The sequence below is a fragment of the Niallia sp. 01092 genome (assembly GCF_052318935.1).
In the GTDB taxonomy this organism is placed as follows: Bacteria; Bacillota; Bacilli; order Bacillales; family Cytobacillaceae; genus Niallia.
Genome location: NZ_JBQRKO010000008.1, coordinates 180029 through 199324, shown reverse-complemented (window position 1 = coordinate 199324; position 19296 = coordinate 180029). Strand labels below are relative to the sequence as shown.

Genomic DNA, 19296 nt, shown 5'->3' with positions numbered 1-19296 from the left:
GGAAGATCATGACGAGATTTTTGCTTATATAAGATCGTTAGGCAATGAAAAGCTGCTTGTGGTATGCAACTATTATGAACAAAATACAACATTCATTTTGCCTGAATCTATTACATTTAACGAGAAAGAGCTGTTAATCAGCAATTATCAGACGGACGAATCGGAAGAGATTAAAGAAATAAATCTTCGTCCGTATGAAGCTAGAGTGTATAAATTAGGATAAAAGAAATTGGTCTAAATAAATCCTGTATATAACATGCTACATAGGAAATAGTGAAAGAATACTGATTTAGAAGATTCATGTATCCTATCATTCATTACATGGAGATTATATTTTAATAGGGGTTGTCCAGAAAGTCAGTGAAACTAACTTTTTGGAGCCCCTTTTTCTTATAGGGACTTATCAGGCAGCCCTGCTTTGGGCCCGCCAACATTTGAGAACTGAGGTGTGATACCTAGTTAACTTTATGTGACATTACGTAACCGTACTATGTTGATATGCAATTTTTTTCTATTTGTAAAGTTGATTCCATCTTAAATGGCACAATAGCCCAAATTTTATTGTCCCTCTTCTAATGCCCTTTTTAACCGAGCAAAATGAATCTTAATCGGTTTTCGGTTCCCAACCTTATGAACAATGCCTTCTGCAGTCAAATCATTTAGCAGTGCTGTCACTGTTTCGCGAATACTGCCCATCATCATTGCTAATTCTTGATGTGTTATTGAAATCTCGAGTTGAATCCAATCTGTCTCCTTCGGGTTGTCACTAGGGGAGTCGCCCCCAAACTTTTCTACTAGTTTATGTAATAAAAATAATAGGCGTTTTCGGACACTACCGTATGCCATATATTCCAATAGTTCCTCTACTTCCTTTAAACGGTTGGATACCATTTCGATAAACTTCAAGGAAACACTTGGCTGATCGTGTATTATTTTTTCAAACTGAACTTTATCTATCGTGCAAATAACGGAGTCTTCCCATGTTTCCGCGTACATATTTTCAGAACCTGTTGTAAATGAACCAATCTCACCAAATACATGCCCAGTTCCTAATATATCAATTGTAAGCTCTTTCCCGCCTTCAGATAATCTATATAAACGAACTTTCCCCGATTTGATTAAATACAAGATCTTTTGATCCATATGTGGAGAAGTAATAATCGTTCCTTTTTTTATAACATTGATGGGCGTGTCAGGTTCAAATTTTTTTAATTCTTCTAATTCTAACTCACGAAACAGCTGTATTCTCGATAAATATTTAATCTTATCCAAGAAGTTCCCCTCCTATTAAGGCCATTGTAGTCTAGACTACATATTTTTTAAACTAGACAACTTATAATTCTATTTAAGCATTATTCATCTATTATACAAAAGGGGGAAACAACGTGGTTACAGTAATCGTAATCATTCAAATCATTTTAATCTGTATCTTTGTACTGTCCATTTCGATGAAATTGTTACGTACAAAATCAATGGTTCACCATTGGAATGAATATCGTTATCCAATGTGGTTCATGAATGTAACTGCCTTGTTAGAATTAGTTGGTGTGATTGGATTGATCATAGCATTTTGGATTCCAGAATTCTTAAAATTTTCAGGAGCCCTATTTATAGTTCTAATGCTAGGTGCCATACACGCTCACTTCGTCAGAGCCAAGCATAAACCGATTATGGCACTTAACGCCTTAGCTATGCTTATCTTGTCAATTGTGATCCTCTTTATTTAAAAGATATTAAGCAGTTTTCGAATAAAGTCCCAATCTCTCAGTGGTATAAATGAGAAATTAGGATTTAACCTGCTCTATTTTTGAACAATTTTTGCTTATTAATTTTGAACACTTGCTTCTTTAAAAATAGTTTCATTATGTTTCTCCTATAACTTGAATCTTTCCACTGCAATAGACTGTATGAGATGGGGGCTATTTCCATAGTTAATTAAACCAATATATACCATGTCAGTTAATTTCTGTTAAAAAACAAAAATCCCCCCTCTTTACGAAGTGCATTGAAAAGCCCATTGAAATAGGATTTAAAGAGGTAAATAAGAAAAAATCCTTCCCTATTGTCCATGTAGAATACAGAAATTATCTTCTTCATGTGGTCTAAGTAGCCATAGTTAGCAAAAGTTGCCGGTTGTTTCTCCTTCCAAAATATATAACAATGAATATAGCAAGATAGCAGTCAAACATCTAGGAGGGAAATAATGAAAAATATAAGATTGCTCGTTTTACTAGTTTCATGCATGGCCATTATTTTATCTGTTGTTGGTATTCAGCCGTCTAGTTCCAAAGCAGAGACAAACTCCAAAGATCCAGTTATATACATTCACGGAGCAGGCGGTAACAGTACAAACTTTTTAGGCATTAAAAACTATTTAAAAGAACAAGGCTGGTCTGATAATGACCTGTATGCCATTGAAATGATAGATAAAACTGGTAATCCTTTTACTAATGCAAAACAGCTTGCTTCTTATGTTGATGAAGTGTTAAAGAAAACAGGAAAGAGCAAGGTAGATATTATTGGACACAGTGCGGGAGGCATAAATGCCCTGAATTATATTCTCAATGGCGGCGGAAGCAAGGTGAACGATGTGGTAACGATAGGTTCTCCAAACAAACTTGTAACATCGAAAGCTCCCGTTGGAACAGATCCTAACGATAAAATTCTTTATACTTCGATTTACAGCACAAGCGACTTGATAGTGTTTAATCCGCTTTCAAAACTACAGGGAGCAAAAAACGTTCAAATCAGCGGTGTAGGCCATCTCGGATTGGTGTTAAACAGTAAAGTCTACGAGTTAACTAAAGAAGGATTGAATGGCGGAGGAGAAAACACAAATTAACAAAAGGTTCTTATTTTGAACTACAATATAAAACACAGACTCCCCCATACACTATTAGAATGATATTCTTCGCACTAGAATATAAGCATGCAGCATTTAATGTAATAGGTAATCACCCAATTGTGAAGTGTACCCTTTTATAAAGGACAAGCCTAGGCTGCATACACCCCAATTATCTGATAAACTACCAAAAGCCCCTTATCGTTGTTTACTAAGCAAACAATGATAAGGGGCTTAAATTGTATTTTGTCAGGCCTCTTCTATATTTCCACATCATATAATGATACCTAAACTTCTTTTGTAGATTTATTTACAGTATGTCATTTGCATCAGAAGGTAAATTTCTTACATGTTTAAGATATTTTGTCATATTTTTGTCGTCATTAATTGGATATGTGAACAATAAGTTATCTGCAACATCTTCTGCTAAAGTTCTAAACAATTCACAAGTAACAAATATTGAATTCCAGAAATTCTTATAGTTATTGTCAGAAAAAGTTTTTTCATACATCTCCCAATATGATTCGGGAAGGTACTTTTTGAAATACTTCCCCATTTTTCCCGTCGAAACTTGGAAGTCGTTTTTTATACCAATCCACCATGAAACCATCTCATCTAACCTAACTCTTATTACATATTCAAACATTTGTTTTGCATATGGTAATTCATCACGCCAAATTCCTTTTGCAACGTTTTGTAGACACCACCAAAAGTCATTGCAGCAACTCATAAAAAGTGGTTCATTAGGCTTCTTCATCCAATAATCTATATCTGTTGGTTTAGAGATACGTGGAAGAATATTATCCTTATCCAATAAAGGAATAGTAAGTTTATCTTTAATATACTTCTCATTCATCACTTCTTTTGTTTCAATATGTAGATCAATACGATTTCCATCTGTAAACAGCATTAAATAACCATAAGACTTATCAAAATCTATATCTATACCATTAAGTTTGTCATTTTTATTAGGTTCTTGAATCATAAGTAATTCCCCAAAAACGTTAATCCAGTTCTCATCTTTTATAAAAGAGGCTGTTTCTGTCACAACATAAACAATATCATAGTCCTGAAAAATATCTTTTGGCACATTTGGATTGGTTCTTGAACCATTCATATAAACAGCTCGAATTCGTTCGTCTTTTTTAGCGATCCCCAATATCAAATCAAACATTTCTTTTTCAGTTCTCATTGCTATTCACCTCGAATTCTCTTTCATATTGATGCCTTTTTATATAGTTATTATTGAAGTATTCTGCACCGTTAATTCAATTAAACAACATTACTTGCACAAACCAATATTTTGAACAATCTTTTTTATAAGCAGTTCAACTTTTTTCAAATTCACGATAAATCTATTCCATTTTCCGATAAACCCCTGGGGATACTCCATACTTCATTTTAAATATTCGATGAAAATAAGGATAAGCCCCGAATCCACAGTTTTCTGCAATTTGTTCTAGCGTCATTGTCGTGTATTTCATCTGATTAATGGCAGCGGAGAGGCGGATTTCCTGTGCATATTCGATCATCGTTTTTCCGAAGCTGCTTTTAAACAAATGAACAGAACGGGAGACACTAAGGCCAGCATTCTTCGCCACATCTTCAATGGCAAAACCGCTCATCGCATTTTCTTCTATGTACCGCATCATTTTTGTTACCGAATAAGGACGATTAAAGGAAGGAGAAGTTTCATTGATAGCACGTTCCAGAGATATACAAAAAGCTTGCAGCAAATAACTTGACAGTTCATTATTTTTATCAGAAGCTGGTCGTCTTTCTTCCATAATAATATGGTTCCATAAATCCAACAGACTTTTATCTAAATTTATTTTGGAAAAGGATGGTTTAGGATATCTATTCCACCATTCTTTAACCCAATCTCCTTGACATAATAAGTGGTAGTCACCGCTTTTTTGATCACCTTCAATCCGTATTTCATATATATCACCTGGTTTAACTAATACAAGATCTCCCTTTTTCATTTCTGTTTTTATTCCATTCACGATTACTTCAGCAGTTCCCTCTGTTTGCAGACGGAAAAGAAAATTAGGAAAACCTTTTTTATGTTGGTCAAAATATGATGTGGTGTGATAAGAGTAGCCGCAATAATAAATAATGTTCTCCATCTAATTACTCCTTTTTATAGAAAAGGGCCGGAGCCAATGTCATCAACTTAAGATTCCATAAATTTCAAACTGTGAAATATCATGGAATTAGATACTCTTTATGTAAAAGAAATACCCAATTTGTTTGGAGAGGCGTCCGCTCGACTCCTACGGGATTAGCGAGAAAGACGAGACCCACAGGAGCAAAGCGACGAGGAGGCTCGGCGCTCGCCCCGTGGAAAGCGAGCGGTAAGCCTCGGAGAACAGAACGAAACCCTTACTTCCTATTTAGTTGCTTATTTTCCTGTTTTGTGAAATTTAGCTTGATGACATTGGGGCCGGAGCTGCGCCTACTTTAATAAAAAATAAGGGAGAGTGCAATGTTACTTGCTTTTACCCTGATCAAGGTTAGAGTAGCTACGCTCGCGCCGTCTTTATTAGGTTTGTATCTGCCCTCATTTAGCTTTAGTTGGTAAAAATGAGGAACGATTCTTCATTTCGGTTTTAAAGTAATAGCAAAATTGTCTATGTTTTTAATTATATCATTTATGTTCAATTTAGGAGTAATATTATAAGATGTAATCAAATAAGTTATATGATGTTTCGATTGGTGTATAACTATCTTTTCAGGAACATTACATAATTTATTGGTTATTTTCATAGGTATGAATCATATCAATTAAATGGATAGGAGAATATCGAATGAAAAGGATTCCCATTGCTGTGCAAATGTATTCCTTACGCAGGGAAAGCGAGAGGGACTTTGCTGGTACTTTGAAAAAAGTCGCAGACCTTGGTTTCGACGGTGTCGAACTTGCTGGTTATGGCGACAGCGCATCAAAAAAAGTAAGCGCTTTATTAAAAAGTCTTGGACTTGAAGCTGCTGCTAGCCATGTCCCGCTTGAACAATTGGAGACCAATTTATCTCAAGTAATAGAAGATCAGCACGTATTGGGAAGCAAATATATTGTCTGCCCATACTTAATACCAGAACGACGAGAGGAAAAGGATTATAAAGCGCTTATTTCCTTTTTAGAAGAAGCGGGTGAAAAGTGCAAGAAAGAAGGAATTACACTTTGTTACCACAATCATGATTTTGAACTTGCCCCGCTTTCTGACGGCAGAAAGGCACTTGAAACTATTTTTGACAGTACGAATGCAAGCAAGGTGCAAGCAGAACTGGATATATATTGGCTAAAGAAAGCTGGGGAAAATCCAGAAGAATGGATAAAGCGTTATAAAAACAGAACACCACTCGTTCACCTTAAAGATATGACAAGAGATGAAGAACAATTTTTTGCTGAGCTTGGAACAGGCGGAGTAGATATTGATGCCATATTAAATATAGGTGAAGATGCAGGGGTGAAATGGTGGATTGTGGAGCAAGATGAAACTCGCAAAACTCCATTTGAAAGCATCGAGATTAGCATGAATTATTTAAAAAGAAAGCTGCAATTCTAGTAGAATCGTAAATTACCTTTTTAAAGTCTATTGTGAAAGTTAAGCGCTTTCTTTATATAACAGAAATTTAATCCCAAAAAATTTTAGGAGGAAATAAAATGAGTACATTAAAAATAGCAGTAATCGGTTGTGGGAGTATCGCAAAACATCGTCATTTGCCAGAATATCATGCAAATAAAAACGTGGAGATTATTGCAGTTTGCGATATTGTCGCAGAACGTGCAGAAGAAACAGCTGAAACATATGGAGCAAAGGCATTTACAGATTACAAAGAAGTACTAAAGCTGGCTGATTTGGATGCAATTAGTGTTTGTCTTCCAAACTATCTGCATGCACCTGTGTCAATTGATGCCTTAAATGCTGGAAAACATGTACTGTGTGAAAAGCCGATGGCGACATCAGAAGAAGAAGCAGAAGCAATGATCGAAGCTGCTAAAGCTAATGGCAAAAAACTAATGATTGGTCATAATCAGCGCTTTGTAAAATCTCATGAAAAAGCACGTCAATTGATCGCAAATGGGGAAATTGGGAAAGTATACGGTTTTCGTACAGCCTTCGGTCATGGCGGTCCTGAAAACTGGAGTGTAGAAGGAAAAGAAGGTTGGTTTTTCAAAAAAGAGCAAGCGTTTATTGGGGCAATGGGAGACTTGGGTGTGCATAAAGCGGATTTGCTTCGCTATATTTTAGGAGAAGAGTTTGTTGAGGTGGCAGCATTTGTGGAAACAAGTGCAAAAGATTTTGCGGATGTAGATGATAATGCAGTATGTGTTTTGAAAACGGAAAGTGGCATTGTTGGAACGCTTGCTGCTAGTTGGGCGTATACAGCAAACGAAGACAACTCTACGGTTATTTATGGGGAAAAAGCCATTTTACGATTAGAAGATGATCCAACCTACTCGCTTATCGCACAATATTCGAACGGAGAAATTATCAAGTATGAGCTTGGCAAAATTCAGTCGAATGATGATGGCGGACAAAATCAAAGTTATGTAATAGATAACTTTGTAAATTGTATTTTGAATAATACAGAACCATTGGTTTCAGGAGAAGAAGGAAAAAAATCACTTGCGGTTATTTTAGCTGCACTGGAATCAAATGAAACAAAAACAATTGCTAAAGTAAAATAATCATTTTTTGGAAAGGAGAAATTTATTATGAAACTTGGTGTATTTACAGTATTGTTTGGAAGCAAATCATTTGAAGAAATGCTTGATCATGTAAAAGCGGCAGGATTGGATGCAGTCGAAATCGGAACAGGAGGATATCCGGGAAATAGCCATTGCCCTCTTGATGAATTATTAGAAGATGAACAAAAACGCAGGGACTACTTGAACGCAGTAACGTCACGCGGTTTAACAATCAGCGCTTTCAGTTGTCATGGCAATCCGATCTCACCAGATAAGAAATTTGCGGAAGAATCAGATGCTACTTTAAGAAAAACGATTAAACTAGCATCCCTTCTTGATGTACCAGTTGTTAATGCATTTTCCGGCACTGCGGGGGACAGCGAGGAAGCAAAACAGCCAAACTGGCCTGTTGTAGCATGGCCAACAGAATACAGCGAGATTTTAAACTGGCAATGGGAAAATAAGTTGATTCCATACTGGAAAGAAATTGGGGAGCTTGCAGAGCAGCATAACGTGAAAATCGGCTTGGAATTGCACGGAGGATTCCTTGTTCATACCCCATATACGATGCTAAAGCTTCGCGAAGCAACATGTGATGCTATCGGAGCAAACCTGGATCCAAGTCATATGTGGTGGCAAGGAATCGATCCAGTTGCAGCCATTAAAATTCTTGGCAAAGCTGGCGCCATCCATCATTTTCATGCGAAAGACACTTACATCGATCAAGATAATGTAAATATGTACGGTTTGACAGATATGCAGCCGTATGGGGATTTACAGACACGTGCTTGGACATTCCGAAGCGTTGGCTGTGGACACAGCATGCAAGAATGGTCGGATATGATGAGTGCCCTTCGTTTATATAACTATGACTATGTTGTCAGCATTGAACATGAAGATGCACTTATGTCAACAGAGGAAGGGTTTAGTCGAGCAGTGAAAAACTTGAATGATGTCTTAATCCGCGAGCCTAATACGGATATGTGGTGGGCGTAAGGCAAAAAAATTGGAGGCGATCGAGATGACGAGCAAAATCTACAATTTAGTAATTGTCGGTTATGGCGGCATGGGAAGCTATCACGCTAAATTACTGAAAGATGTTCAAAATATAAATGTGTTTGGGACATTTGATATTCAAGAGGAGAGAAAAGCAGCTTCCTTAGCTGATGGATATAAAGGATATGCTAGTCTAGCAGATGTTTTTTCAGACGATGCAGTGGACTTTGTGCTGATTGCTACTCCTAACGATGTTCATAAAGACATAGCGATAGCGGCTTTAAATGCGAAGAAGCATGTGATTTGTGAAAAGCCAGTAACAATTAACAGCGCAGAGTTAAAAGAAATTATGTATGCTGCGGATGCAAACGCATGCGAGTTTATCGTGCATCAAAACCGCAGATGGGACGAAGATTTTCTTACAATCAAGAAGGTTTATGACGAACAATTAATCGGAAATGTATTTCACATTGAATCGAGAGTCCAAGGGGCAAATGGAATTCCAGGAGATTGGCGCCATGTAAAAGCACAAGGCGGGGGAATGCTCCTTGACTGGGGCGTCCATTTGCTGGATCAGCTGTTATTTATGGTAGACAGCAAGATTACGAGTGTTTACTCTAATTTAAGCTTTATTTTAGGAAACGAAGTCGATGATGGCTTCCAATCTATCATTACGTTTGAGAATGGATGCACAGCATTAATAGAAGTAGGCACAACGAATTTTATCCAGCTGCCAAGATGGTATGTGAAAGGAACAGGAGGAACAGCCATTATCAATGATTGGAACTTGGATGGAAAAATTGTTACACAAAACTATGGCGTTGAAGTAGAAGCACCTAAACCGATAAAAGCAGGCAAAGGTTTAACGAAAACAATGGCGCCGCCATCAGAAAAAGCAATCAGCACAACTAAGTTGCCAAATGTTGATGAAACAATGGAGAGCTTTTACAGCAATGTCGTTTCTGTCGTAGAAGGAAAAGCAGAACCGATTGTTAAAAATGAAGAAGTTTTACGTGTATTGCGCTTAATTGAAACGATATTTACAGCAGCGGAAAGAAATGAAGTAATCAAAGATTTTGATAATTCCTTTGTAATGGCAGAATAAAAAGAGGAGTGTGGCAGAAGTGATAACGATATGGAATGAAAACCGTCATGAAAAAAAGAATCCAGTTGTTGCAGAAATCTATCCAAATGGCATACATGGCGCTATTTCTGCTTTCTTGAGAGAAGCAGGATACAAAACACATACAGCGACATTAGATGAGCCGGAACACGGTTTAACAGATGATGTATTATACAATACGGATGTATTGATTTGGTGGGGGCATCTTGCCCATAACGAAGTCGATAACGAAATTGTTGAAAAAGTGAAGCAGCGGGTATTGGAAGGAATGGGATTAATTGTTCTCCATTCTGCACACTTTTCTAAAATCTTTAAATCATTAATGGGAACAAGCTGCGACTTAAAATGGCGGGAAGCAGACGAAAAAGAGCGCTTATGGGTAGTTGCTCCTAATCATGCCATTGTAGACGGAATTGGTGAATATATCGAATTGGAAAAAGAAGAAATGTATGGTGAACATTTTGATATTCCCGCACCAGACGAATTGATTTTTACAAGCTGGTTTGAAGGAGGAGAGGTGTTCCGCAGCGGCTGTACGTATTCGAGAGGAAATGGAAAAGTGTTTTATTTCCGACCGGGACACGAAACATACCCAACCTATTATCAAACAGACATTCAAAAGGTTATTACAAATGCAGTAAAATGGGCAATGCCAATTGATCGTAAACCACCTGTCTATGGAAATGCAAAACCACTTGAAAAAATTTCTGTTAAAACAAATTAAATTTAAGTGCCTGACCCCCGGTGCGTTAACGCTTTAGTGGACTGGGGGTCAGGCGCTTTTTTTATAGCTCTAATTCCAAACTTCATCCAATGTTTCTCTAAATAAATGATCAAGTTGAGTTGTTGGATCCGGAATGTGAATGTTTAAATTCCTTGTATATAATTCTAGCTCCTCTATTTCTCTAATAAGGAATTGATTAATATCATTGATTCTTGGTTCTAAGTTTAATTCGTCGCCTGCTATTTTGCGTTTCAACAAGGTGTTTATTTCCTTTTTCAGTGTTCCTGGTGCTATAAGGTCTTCTAATAGTACTTGAAACTCCATTGGTGGAACCGTGTTGTATTTTTTAATCCATTTTGCTGCTAATACAGGCCTGAGCACATAGAAATATTTTTTAATTTTAACTGTATCTCCTTGAAGGTATTCACGAAAATTTCCCTTAGCCATATTTAAATAATGATGTAAACAAGAATTCTGAGAAAATATATTCTTTTCCAACTCTTTCATTTTATCGATCGTCGTAAAGCTATGATAATAAACCATGCTGGAGCGCAGCCACTCTAAAAGAGGAGGGTTGGACTTTCGAAATAGCCTTAATGCTTTCGTTAACTCCCAACCGCTTACATCCAATAATGAATCAATAGGAATAGAAAGAGAATCCCTGCTTGGAACTTCAATCACATCCCTTTTATGATCAATGGACAGATACCAATTCTTTTTATGTACATAAATAAATCGAACATCATAGTCACTATCTTTTGAAGGGAAGCCCCATGCTCTACTGCCTGATTCGCATGCATAAAGCACTTTGATATCGTAATCTATTTCCAGTTGTTTCATCACTTGTTGAATATGTTCTTTCAATTCATTCCCCTCCAACCTTTTTTATAAAACTGTTAAAAATAGTATATCAAACCTTTAAATCTTTACGTTCAGAACCCTTCTGCAAATTGATTCAGTTGAGAGATAAAAAAATGGAAGAAATCATCATAGAAAGAAGCAGTTGAGGCACAATAAATGGAAAAGAAACGATACAAAACTAAAATAGAGATTCGCCCTCGGTTTCACCATTTAAATGAGGGCAGACTCTAACCTAATAAAGGCGGCGTGAGTGGAGCAACACTTTTTTCATTTGATCATAAACAAAATAATATGCACAATCGGAAGTTTATTTCCATCTAATTGGCGCAGCTCCGTCCCCATTCCCAAAAGCGAGGTTTTTTTATGAGAAAAACTGCAATGATTTTCCTGTGTTTTCTTATCATCATTCTTCCATCACAAGTTTTTGCTCAGCAAAAAATACCGATATTAATTTATCATTCAATTGACGAGTTCAGTGGACATGGCTCTAAGGAATTATATGTTACTCCAGAGAATTTCGAAAAACAAATGATGTATTTAAGAGATCATGGCTACACTTTATTAACATTTGAACGTTGGCATGACATAAATAAAGTGAATAAACCGATTTTCATTACCTTTGATGACGGCTACAAAAACAATTTAAATGCATTTGCTGTCTTTCAAAAATTGAAAACCGAACAGTTTACACCAACTGGCACCATTTTCGTTATATCTGACTTTATCGGCCGCCCCAACAGATTATCGACATTAGATTTAAAAAGAATGGCTGATTCCGGTTTCATCTCTATCCAGTCACATACTGCCACACATCCTGATTTGACGAAAATAAGCAATTATCAATATGAACTGAAAGAGTCCAAAGACAAAATTGAAAAAATAACAGGCCAACCCGTTATTGCCCTTGCCTATCCATACGGAAGTTTTAATGACAAAGTCGTAGCGGAAACAAAGAAACATTACTTGTTTGGACTTACGACAACACCTGAATTATTCTCTGAAAAGGGGATGGAAGACGAACTGTATTTATTACCAAGAATCTATATCAAGTATTCAACTACACTGAATGACTTTGCGAAGATGGTGGTGAAATGACTTCATAGTTGAGGTTTGAACACTAATGTTCAATATAAACATTAGTGTCATAATTGTATATACATTGCATCTAGATGAAAACAATGTATGGTATTCTGTTGAGAAAGAGAAAGTATGTTCACTCTAAACACTTATGATATAAAGCATGTCTTGTTGGCAAATATGTATATATTCATAAAAATGAATATTATTCAGCCTGTTTTATAAGAAAAATAATATATTCACAGTATTTTCAGAAAAAACCGCGTCAGAACATCTTACAAGTTTGTACAAATCGAAATGGACATGTTGTATACTCGGTTTAACAAATGAACAACATTGTTTCTTTTGTGTCGAATTAAACATATTTGTTTAAATGTTTTTGTTGTTTATAAAAAATGTTTTGGTGAATAAGGGGGATTGATAGAAATGGAAGTGCTAATGAGAAATATGTTTCTGTCGCTAGGCAAGAATACATCAGCGAACAAGTTAGCAAAGAAATATGGATTGCGTTTAGGAGCAGGCCGATTTGTAGCGGGAGAATCAATTAAAACAGCTGTGGATGCTGTGAAGAACTTGAATGCGGGAGGGAAAGTAGTTACCTTAGATCATTTAGGAGAATTTGTATATACAGAAGAAGAGGCTCTAGAATCAACTGCGATGTGTATTCAAACGCTTGACGCTATAGCAGAAGCAAATGTACAATCCAATCTTTCTCTTAAAATGACATCTCTTGGTTTAGACATTAGCAAGGAATTATGTATGAGAAATATGCGCAAAATCCTTGATCGTGCTAAACTTCATCAAAATTTTGTCCGAATTGATATGGAAGATTATGAACATTGTCAAATATCAGTAGATATCTTCAATGAATTGCGCAAGGAATATGACAATGTCGGACTTGTCATTCAAGCGTATCTTTACAGAACAGAACAAGATATGGCCGATTTAAATCGACTGAATGCCAATCTGCGTTTAGTGAAAGGAGCCTACAAAGAGTCTTCAAGTGTCGCTTTTCCGGAGAAAAAAGACGTAGATGAAAATTTTAAAAGGATTATTAAGCAGCATCTATTGAATGGCAACTATACAGCAGTTGCAACGCATGATGAAGTGATGATTGATTATACGAAATCGATTGTTGACAAGTATAGTATACCGAAAGATCAATTTGAATTCCAATTGCTATTCGGCATTTGTGAGGATGTTCAAGCTAGACTTGTGAAAGAAGGCTATAAGGTTCGTGTTTATGTTCCTTACGGGGTCGATTGGTTTGGCTACTTTATGAGACGTTTAGCAGAAAGACCAGCAAATGTCTGGTTTATATTAAAAAATCTATTTAAAAAATAATAGATTTATAGAAGAAAAGGGGAAATTCCCGTCAGCGGCGAATGGACAGAACTGCAGAAGAGAAAAAATGAGGGCAGCTGCAGTTGGACGATGTTGATTATCGGCCAGAGGGAGGGCGTTTACTAGTCGCTTGGCGTTAGAGCCAAACATATTTATCCAAGTTAGAAGAATAAAAATTTATTATGACAAAAGGAGTCTGACTATTATGACAACAACTATCCAACACACACCATTTAAAAATGAAGCATTTACAGATTTTTCTATTGAAGAAAATAAACAAGCTATGCAAGCAGCACTTGCAAAAGTAAAAAACGAACTGGGTAAAAAGTTTTCACTTGTAATTGGAAGTGAAAAGTTATTTACAGAAGAACAAACCATTTCTATTAATCCAGGAAATGTAGAGGAAGTAGTAGGATCTGTCAGCAAAGGTTCAAAAGAATTAGCTGAAAAAGCAATGCAGGAAGCATTAAAAGCATTTGAATCATGGAAAAAGGTTGCTCCAGCAGAACGTGCAGAATATTTGTTCAAAGCGGCTGATTTAATGAGACAAAGAAAGCATGAATTTTCTTCTTACCTAGTGTATGAAGCAGGAAAGAACTGGGCGGAGGCAGATGCTGATACAGCAGAAGCTATCGATTTTATGGAATTTTATGCGAGAGAAATGATTCGTTTAAGTGAGACAAGTATTCATCAGCCTCTTACAAAAATCGAAGGAGAAGAAACGGAAATTACTTATATTCCGCTTGGTGTTGGAATTGTGATTTCTCCGTTTAACTTTCCGTTGGCTATTATGGCAGGAACAGCAGTAGCAGGAATTGTTTCAGGAAATACAATTATCTTAAAACCAGCAGATTCTACACCTGTTGTTGCAGCTAAATTTGTAGAATTAATGGAAGAGGTAGGATTGCCTGCAGGAGTATTAAACTTTATGCCTGGAGATGGAATTGAGGTTGGTGAATATTTAGTAGAACATCCAAAGACCCGCTTTATCTCTTTTACAGGATCACGTGCAGTTGGATGCCGCATTTATGAAAGAGCATCAAAAGTGCAGCCAGGTCAAATTTGGTTAAAGCGTGTGGTTGCAGAGATGGGTGGAAAAGACGGCGTTGTCGTGGATGAAACCGCTGATTTAGATGCAGCAGCTGCTGCAATTGTTGCTTCTGCTTATGGATTCCAAGGACAAAAATGTTCTGCTGGTTCAAGAGCGATTATCGTAGAGTCAGTTTATGATGAAGTAGTTGCAAAAGTAACAGAGTTAACAAAAAAATTAACAGTTGGCTTGCCAGAGGAGAACTATCCAATTGGTCCGGTAATCGATCAAAAGTCTTTTGATAAAATCATGAGCTATATTGAAATAGGGAAAACAGAAGGCAGATTGCTAGCAGGCGGATCAAAAGCGAAAGAAAATGGCTTCTATATTGAACCAACTGTATTTGCCGATCTAGATCCTAAAGCTCGTATTATGCAAGAAGAAATTTTCGGCCCTGTCCTTGCACTTGCTAAGGCGTCAAACTGGAAAGAAGCAATTGACATCTATAATGATACAGAGTATGGATTAACAGGTGCATTTCATTCAAAGGTAGAAGATCGCATTAACTATGCGCTTGAAACGATGCACTGCGGAAACCTTTATATCAATAAAAAGTGTACAGGAGCTTTAGTTGGAGTACATCCATTTGGCGGATTTAATATGTCTGGCACTGATTCAAAAGCCGGAGGATATGATTACTTGTTATTGTTTACTCAAGCTAAAATGAGAGCTAGAAAAATTTAATTAAGGAAAAATTAGGAAAATATTGATTGGAGAGGAATTAGCAAAACTTCAGGTTGTTCGAAAACATTTGTTATTCATGGTATGAAGCTTTGGGAGTTGCCATAGGGCATCCAAAAGGTTAACATGAGTAGGAATGTTTGTCGACAGCCTGCCATTCTAGTCTACTAAAGTTTCCTAATCAACATGCGGGTATTGGAAATTACTCTTATTATCGTTAGGTGAAATATTTCGCAAAAAAGGTATTTATATGTTTATTCTGCTGCCTTAAATTCTGAAAAAAGTTATAGATTAAATGGATTTGGATGTCTATTCAAAAAAAGGATGGAGGAAAAAGTTTGACTACACAAATACTTATTTCAATTGGTATTTATATGGCTGGCATGCTGTTAATTGGCTATTTTGCCTACAGGAGAACTTCTAATCTATCGGATTATATGATAGGTGGAAGATCGCTTGGCCCTGGTGTAACAGCACTAAGTGCAGGGGCGTCAGATATGAGCGGCTGGCTGCTGATGGGATTGCCAGGTGCGATGTTTACTCAAGGGTTAAGTGCATCTTGGATTGCAATCGGTTTAACCTTGGGAGCTTATTTAAACTGGCTTTATGTTGCACCAAGGTTGAGAAAATATACAGAGGTTGCCAATAACTCCATGACTATTCCGGCTTTCTTGGAAAATCGTTTTGGTGATCAGTCTAATATTTTGCGTTTAACCTCGGGCCTTGTTATTATCGTTTTCTTTACTTTCTACGTTTCTTCGGGAATGGTATCTGGCGGGGTTCTTTTTGAGACTACCTTCCATCTAAACTACCAAATTGGCCTTTGGATTATTGCATCGGTTGTTATTGCTTATACTTTATTTGGCGGATTTTTAGCGGTCAGCTGGACGGATTTTGTTCAAGGGTTGATTATGGTTATTGCCCTCATAATTGTTCCAGCTGTTACAATTATGGAGGTTGGCGGAATTGGACCAGCCTTTGATGAAATTAAAAGCATAGACACTAATTTATTTGATATTTTTAAAGGCACTACGTTTATAGGAATTGTTTCCTTATTGGCGTGGGGGTTAGGCTATTTTGGCCAGCCGCATATCATCGTACGCTTTATGGCTATTTCATCCGTAAAAGAAATTAAAAAAGCAAGACATATTGGGATGGGATGGATGATTTTTTCTGTAGGCGGTGCAATGTTCACTGGTTTTATCGGTTTAGCCTATTATTCCAAGCAAGGATTGGACATTTCGGATCCTGAAACGATCTTTATTAAACTAAGTGAACTGTTATTCCATCCACTTATTGCTGGATTTATGCTAGCTGCTTTATTGGCTGCTGTTATGAGCACAATCTCTTCTCAGCTTCTTGTAACTGCAAGCTCTTTAACGGAAGATGTCTACAAAACTTTTTTTAGACGTTCTGCAACAGATAAAGAACTTATGTTTATTAGCAAACTTGCAGTTCTAGCTGTCTCTGTGATTTCAGTTGTTATTGCTTTGGATAAAAATGGAACAATTTTATCTCTAGTAGGTTATGCTTGGGCTGGATTTGGTGCGGCTTTTGGACCAGTTATCTTACTAAGCCTATACTGGAGACGGATGAATCAATGGGGAGCGCTTGCAGGAATTATTGGTGGAGCCGTAACTGTTATTATTTGGGCAAATATTCCAGTACTTACAAATAATCTGTATGAAATTATTCCAGGTTTCCTTGTTAGTTTGTCAGCAGTCTGGGTTGTTAGTTTGGCAACACAAGCGCCGAATGAGAAGTTGAAAAGAGAGTTTGACCAATATAAACACTCAGCATAATGATTTCGAATAGCTTAGAAAGCATTAATGAATCGAATGTTTTTATGAGTGAAAGAACCGAAGAGACTGTTGACTGTACGTATTCCAGCAGTATAAATAGAGTTAAATCATAACGTTCACAAAGGCTGCCACCTGTTATATTAGGAGGGCAGCCTTTTTTGTATAAATCTTGCTTATGAAGCTGTTGGGAAATTGTTTTTAAATAAAAGGAGAGTCTCGCGTAACATTAATTTTAAACATTTTTGTGCAAATGTCAAAATGGTAGAAATCGTGTTCAAATGTATGGTAAATTAATAAAAAACATGAAAGGATTTTAACATGTTCAAAAATGCACCATTACAACTTGATCGATCATTTACGATTGTAGAACAACATACGCCATTAGCAGAAATAAAATCCAAACTTCAAGAGTATAATTTTGTTGTTGTGACAGGTGAAACATACTTTATAATTGGAAATTATGAATTCAGCCTAATGAATTTAGGGGACGAGTTCATGCCAGTGTTGGATTGGCTTGACTATATCAACTGGCTGCCGTCATCAGTTTCTGTAAATCAGGTTATTTCTTCAGAAGTTGATTGGCGCAGACCCGTTTTATTTAAAGATCAAGAAAAATACGTGGGCGTTTTAACAGTGGATAAATGGATGGAACAGAGGGAGGAGGAAAATCGTCAAACCTCTGCTTATTTCCATGGGTTAGCTGAAATGATGAATGATTCTGTTACAGCGGTTGATAAAGATGGAAACGTTATCTGCTGGAATTCAACTGCTGAAGAAACGTACAAAATAAAAAAAGAAGACATTATCGGTGAAAAAATTGGGCATCACTTTAGTGACGAATCAATTATTCTTCATCGTATTCTAAATGAAGGACGTCCGGTTAGAGGGGAATATCATCGCCCAAATAAGGATATGCATGTATTAATCAACGCATCTCCTATTATTATTGAAAATAAGATTATTGGCGGGATTGCGACAGAGCATGATATCACAAAAATTATTCGGTTAAACGAAGAACTCGATTCTAATTCTACTTTACTTGTTGATAAATTAAATCCTTTTGTCAATATAGTTAGTGAAAATCCTAAATTTCAAAAAACAATAAAGATTGCCCAAAAGGTTGCCCATGCTGATATTCCAGTTCATATAAAGGGAGAAACTGGATCAGGAAAGGAAATGATAGCTCAAGCTATTCATTATGGAGGAGCAAAGGCCGATGGACCATTTATCACCGTTAATTGCTCCGTTATTCCTCCTGCTCTCTTAGAAATGGAACTGTTTGGATTTCAAAAGGGAGCGTTTACAAAGGAAAAGCCAATTGGTCAGACTGGAAAAATAGAGCAAGCTTTAAATGGCACGTTATTTATTGAAGATATTGATAAAATGCCGCTTCCTATTCAAGAAAAATTATTAAATTATTTTGTTGATGATTCCTTTTATCGGATAGGAGGAGAAGACAAAATAACATCCCATACTAGGATTATTACTTCAACCTCACAATCGCTTGATGCTCTTTTGAAGGATGGAAATTTTAACGAAAAGCTGTATTACAAATTATCAGTCATTCATATTGATATTCCCCCCCTTCGAACCAGAAAAGAAGATATTATGACACTTGTTGAAAAGTATGTACAGGAATTTAGTTTAAAGTATCAGAAAACAATTCCCGTTATTCATCAAGATGCAATGAAGCTGCTCGTTAACTATAAATGGCCTGGGAATATACGAGAGCTTCGAAACATTATAGAACGGATTATTCTTCTGAATGATATGGCGTGCATCACAATTGAACAAATACCAGAAAATTTAAAAACCGAGTCCAATTTAAAAAATATAAATGGCCAAACAAGTGAAACAGCTTCACAGGAACTAACATCAATAAATACAGAAGTCTTAGACATTGAGGAAGCATTGCGTAAAACGTATGGAAATAAAAGTGCAGCTGCCAGTTTGCTTGGTATTTCGAGAGGAACTTTATATAACAAAATAAAAGAATATGGATTAAGTTAAATGAAAAGTGATTTGAAAACAAAAAGTTGGATATAAATTTTAGGCTCCCA

General features: G+C 36.5%; 17 protein-coding genes. 13 read left to right on the top strand and 4 right to left on the bottom strand.

Going from position 1 to position 19296, the window contains the following annotated elements:
* Nucleotides 1-223, top strand: a 223-nt coding sequence (locus ACTXGU_RS09860) for an alpha-glucosidase C-terminal domain-containing protein (protein WP_443481336.1), incomplete at its 5' end; no start/stop codon positions are given.
* A 335-nt stretch (nt 224-558) separates the two neighbouring features.
* Here ACTXGU_RS09860 and ACTXGU_RS09855 read toward each other — a convergent pair.
* Nucleotides 559-1272: a Crp/Fnr family transcriptional regulator gene (locus ACTXGU_RS09855; RefSeq protein ID WP_443481335.1), complete on the bottom strand. Its 714-nt coding sequence runs from the start codon at nt 1270-1272 to the stop codon at nt 559-561.
* 113 nt (nt 1273-1385) lie between these two features.
* Here ACTXGU_RS09855 and ACTXGU_RS09850 point away from each other — a divergent pair, with 113 nt between their 5' ends.
* Entirely contained in the window at nt 1386-1727 is a 342-nt protein-coding gene (locus tag ACTXGU_RS09850) for a DoxX family protein (protein WP_443481334.1), read from the top strand.
* Nucleotides 1728-2203: 476 nt separating this feature from the next.
* Complete coding sequence (locus ACTXGU_RS09845) at nt 2204-2842, top strand: esterase/lipase family protein (protein ID WP_443481333.1); 639 nt, start codon at nt 2204-2206, stop codon at nt 2840-2842.
* Between the two features lie 310 nt (nt 2843-3152).
* Here ACTXGU_RS09845 and ACTXGU_RS09840 read toward each other — a convergent pair whose 3' ends face one another.
* Together ACTXGU_RS09840 and ACTXGU_RS09835 are read right to left on the bottom strand one after the other, a co-directional pair.
* Nucleotides 3153-4034: an aminoglycoside 6-adenylyltransferase gene (locus ACTXGU_RS09840; protein ID WP_443481332.1), complete on the bottom strand. Its 882-nt coding sequence runs from the start codon at nt 4032-4034 to the stop codon at nt 3153-3155.
* Nucleotides 4035-4197: 163 nt separating this feature from the next.
* The gene (locus ACTXGU_RS09835) at nt 4198-4971 is read right to left on the bottom strand and encodes an AraC family transcriptional regulator (protein ID WP_443481331.1); all 774 of its coding nucleotides are present in this window, start codon (nt 4969-4971) and stop codon (nt 4198-4200) included.
* A 681-nt stretch (nt 4972-5652) separates the two neighbouring features.
* On the opposite strand from ACTXGU_RS09835, the gene ACTXGU_RS09830 reads away from it, so the two are divergent.
* The 5 genes from ACTXGU_RS09830 to ACTXGU_RS09810 all read left to right on the top strand — a co-directional run bounded on the left by ACTXGU_RS09830 (nt 5653) and on the right by ACTXGU_RS09810 (nt 10381).
* A complete protein-coding gene (locus tag ACTXGU_RS09830; protein WP_443481330.1) occupies nt 5653-6411 on the top strand; it encodes a sugar phosphate isomerase/epimerase family protein in 759 nt (252 codons plus the stop codon).
* A gap of 98 nt (nt 6412-6509) precedes the next feature.
* Nucleotides 6510-7538 (top strand): Gfo/Idh/MocA family protein, encoded by a 1029-nt coding sequence (locus ACTXGU_RS09825; protein ID WP_443481329.1) that lies wholly within the window; start codon nt 6510-6512, stop codon nt 7536-7538.
* Nucleotides 7539-7565: 27 nt separating this feature from the next.
* A complete protein-coding gene (locus tag ACTXGU_RS09820; RefSeq protein WP_443481328.1) occupies nt 7566-8534 on the top strand; it encodes a sugar phosphate isomerase/epimerase family protein in 969 nt (322 codons plus the stop codon).
* Nucleotides 8535-8559: 25 nt separating this feature from the next.
* Nucleotides 8560-9639 carry a Gfo/Idh/MocA family protein gene (locus ACTXGU_RS09815; RefSeq protein WP_443481327.1) on the top strand — a complete coding sequence of 360 codons (1080 nt, stop codon included), beginning with the start codon at nt 8560-8562 and terminating at the stop codon, nt 9637-9639.
* A gap of 19 nt (nt 9640-9658) precedes the next feature.
* Entirely contained in the window at nt 9659-10381 is a 723-nt protein-coding gene (locus ACTXGU_RS09810; protein ID WP_443481326.1) for a ThuA domain-containing protein, read from the top strand.
* A gap of 69 nt (nt 10382-10450) precedes the next feature.
* On the opposite strand, the gene ACTXGU_RS09805 is transcribed toward ACTXGU_RS09810, so the two are convergent.
* On the bottom strand, nt 10451-11245 hold the full coding sequence (locus ACTXGU_RS09805; RefSeq protein ID WP_443481325.1) for a nucleotidyltransferase domain-containing protein: 795 nt from the start codon (nt 11243-11245) through the stop codon (nt 10451-10453).
* A 360-nt stretch (nt 11246-11605) separates the two neighbouring features.
* Here ACTXGU_RS09805 and ACTXGU_RS09800 point away from each other — a divergent pair, with 360 nt between their 5' ends.
* The 5 genes from ACTXGU_RS09800 (at nt 11606) to ACTXGU_RS09780 (ending at nt 19246) form a co-directional block, all read left to right on the top strand.
* On the top strand, nt 11606-12337 hold the full coding sequence (locus ACTXGU_RS09800) for a polysaccharide deacetylase family protein (RefSeq protein ID WP_443481324.1): 732 nt from the start codon (nt 11606-11608) through the stop codon (nt 12335-12337).
* 408 nt (nt 12338-12745) lie between these two features.
* The gene (locus ACTXGU_RS09795; RefSeq protein ID WP_443481323.1) at nt 12746-13663 is read left to right on the top strand and encodes a proline dehydrogenase family protein; all 918 of its coding nucleotides are present in this window, start codon (nt 12746-12748) and stop codon (nt 13661-13663) included.
* 205 nt (nt 13664-13868) lie between these two features.
* Entirely contained in the window at nt 13869-15437 is a 1569-nt protein-coding gene (gene pruA, locus ACTXGU_RS09790; protein ID WP_443481322.1) for an L-glutamate gamma-semialdehyde dehydrogenase, read from the top strand.
* 335 nt (nt 15438-15772) lie between these two features.
* Nucleotides 15773-17236 carry a sodium/proline symporter PutP gene (gene putP / locus ACTXGU_RS09785; RefSeq protein WP_443481321.1) on the top strand — a complete coding sequence of 488 codons (1464 nt, stop codon included), beginning with the start codon at nt 15773-15775 and terminating at the stop codon, nt 17234-17236.
* Between the two features lie 318 nt (nt 17237-17554).
* Entirely contained in the window at nt 17555-19246 is a 1692-nt protein-coding gene (locus ACTXGU_RS09780) for a sigma-54 interaction domain-containing protein (RefSeq protein WP_443481320.1), read from the top strand.
* Nucleotides 19247-19296 lie beyond the last annotated feature (50 nt).